Genomic DNA, 2,228 nt, shown 5'->3' on the forward strand with positions numbered 1-2,228 from the left:
AAGACCTACCTGTAGCACTGGGTAAAACCATCTCCAATGAGGTATTTGTCGTTGATTTGGCTAAAATGCCCCACTTACTCATGGCCGGAGCTACGGGTCAAGGTAAATCTGTTGGCTTAAATATGATTCTTGCATCCCTGATTTACAAGAAGCACCCTTCCCAGCTAAAGCTTATTTTGGTAGACCCTAAGAAAGTGGAATTAACACTTTTCAATAAAATTGAAAGGCACTTTCTTGCCAAGCTTCCCAACGCTGAAGAGGCCATTATTACGGATACCAAGAAGGTAATTTACACTTTGAATTCCCTCTGCATAGAAATGGACAACCGGTATGATCTTTTGAAAGATGCGGGTTGTAGAAATCTCAAAGAATACAATGCCAAGTTTGTTTCAAGGAAGCTTAATCCGGACAAAGGACACAGGTTTATGCCCTATATCGTTCTGGTAATTGATGAACTTGCTGACCTTATGATGACGGCCGGAAAAGAAATAGAAGGTCCCATTGCCAGACTGGCCCAGTTGGCCAGGGCCATTGGTATTCACCTTGTGCTTGCCACCCAAAGACCATCTGTAAATGTGATTACAGGTATAATCAAAGCCAACTTCCCTGCCAGGCTGTCCTTCAGGGTAACCAGTAAAATTGATAGCCGCACCATTCTGGATGCCGGAGGGGCAGAACAATTGATTGGCATGGGCGACATGCTTCTTTCCATGGGTTCTGATGTAATTCGTTTACAGTGTGCCTTCCTTGACACCCCGGAAGTGGATGCCGTTTGTGATTGGATAGGTGATCAAAGAGGTTACTCCGATGCCTACCTCTTGCCTGAATTTGTTGGTGAAGACGGCGACAGTGGCATTGGAGAAGTTGACTTGTCGGAACGAGACGCCTTATTTGATGACGCCGCCAGGCTTATTGTGATGCATCAACAAGGAAGTACCTCCTTGATCCAAAGAAAACTGAAGTTGGGTTATAATCGTGCGGGAAGAATAATTGATCAATTGGAAGCTGCCGGAATTGTTGGCGCTTTTGAAGGAAGTAAGGCTAGGGAAGTATTGGTCCAAGATGAAAATACTTTGGAACAGTTATTGAATAACCTTTAAAATATATTGATTTGTAACATGTTAAGTAAAAAAATAATCACCATAGTGCTCCTTTTTAATTGTTTCTCCACTGCTTTATTTGCGCAAAGCGATGCCAAAGCAATAGAAATACTTTCTAAGGTCAGCGAAAATTATAAAAACCTCAATGGCTTCACAGGGCTTTTTGAATACAGCTATTCCACAGAAGATGAAGGACTTATTCAAACCAATACCGGGAATGTAACTGTAAAAGGCGATAAATACAGGTTGATGCTTGATGACCAAGAAATATTCAATAATGGAAAAACGGTTTGGACCCTAATTAAATCCACCAAATACAAAGAGGTCACCATAAACAATGTAGAAGATGATGCTGACGAACTTACTCCATCCAATGTCTACAACATTTATAAAAAAGGATACAACTCTCAATTGATTGGCAGCAGTGAAATAAATGGTGTTCCCGCCCATGAAATTTTACTAACTTCAGATAAACCCAATGCCAGGTTCAAAAGAATCAAGCTTTACATTGATAAAGCAAAAAATGAAATATTGGCATGGGAGATAAAAGATGATGTTGGGGGAACATTTAAATATACTTTTAAAGAGTTGAATCCCAATGTGAAGATAGTGGATGATTACTTTGTGTTTAAAGTAAGTGAAAATCAAGATGTAGAGGTAATTGATTTGAGGTAATCCCAAAAATTTAATATTTCCCATCTCTTTTTTATAAATTTGCCCCATGACATCTCAAGAAATTTTTGCCCAAATACAGAAAAAATCCTCCTTTCTATGTGTCGGCTTGGATCCCGACTTACAGCGAATCCCCAAACACTTATTAAAAGAAGATGACCCTGTTTACACCTTCAATAAAGTTATTATTGACCATACCATAGATCAGGCAGTGGCTTACAAGCCCAATTTAGCATTCTATGAAGCAATGGGGCCGGCAGGTTTGGAGACCTTGGCCAAAACCTTGGAATACCTTCCTAAAGAAGTGTTTACCATAGCTGATGCAAAAAGAGGAGACATAGGCAATACCTCACGCCTGTATGCCAAGGCTTTTTTTGAGCAGATGAATTTCGATGCCATCACTGTGGCTCCTTATATGGGAGAAGACAGTGTGGGACCATTTTTAGAATTTGAAGG

Annotated in this window: 3 protein-coding genes; all 3 read left to right on the forward strand. The window is 40.3% G+C overall.

Annotated features, from left to right (window positions below; translation table 11 throughout):
• The coding region (locus AAC037_RS23710; RefSeq protein WP_339906116.1) for an FtsK/SpoIIIE domain-containing protein at window positions 1-1,100 on the forward strand (1,100 nt) is incomplete at its 5' end.
• Between the two features lie 18 nt (window positions 1,101-1,118).
• Window positions 1,119-1,775, forward strand: a complete 657-nt coding sequence (locus AAC037_RS23715; protein ID WP_339906118.1) for an outer membrane lipoprotein carrier protein LolA — start codon at window positions 1,119-1,121, stop codon at window positions 1,773-1,775.
• A 46-nt stretch (window positions 1,776-1,821) separates the two neighbouring features.
• Window positions 1,822-2,228: orotidine-5'-phosphate decarboxylase (gene pyrF, locus AAC037_RS23720; RefSeq protein ID WP_339906119.1), on the forward strand; the 407-nt coding region annotated here is incomplete at its 3' end.

Source organism: uncultured Cyclobacterium sp. (assembly GCF_963976465.1).
Classification (GTDB): Bacteria; Bacteroidota; Bacteroidia; order Cytophagales; family Cyclobacteriaceae; genus Cyclobacterium.

Excerpts from the sequence above, each read along its gene's own strand:
- AAC037_RS23715 (WP_339906118.1), top strand. The coding sequence starts at position 1,119 with ATGTTAAGTAAAAAAATAATCACCATAGTGCTCCTTTTTAATTGTTTC.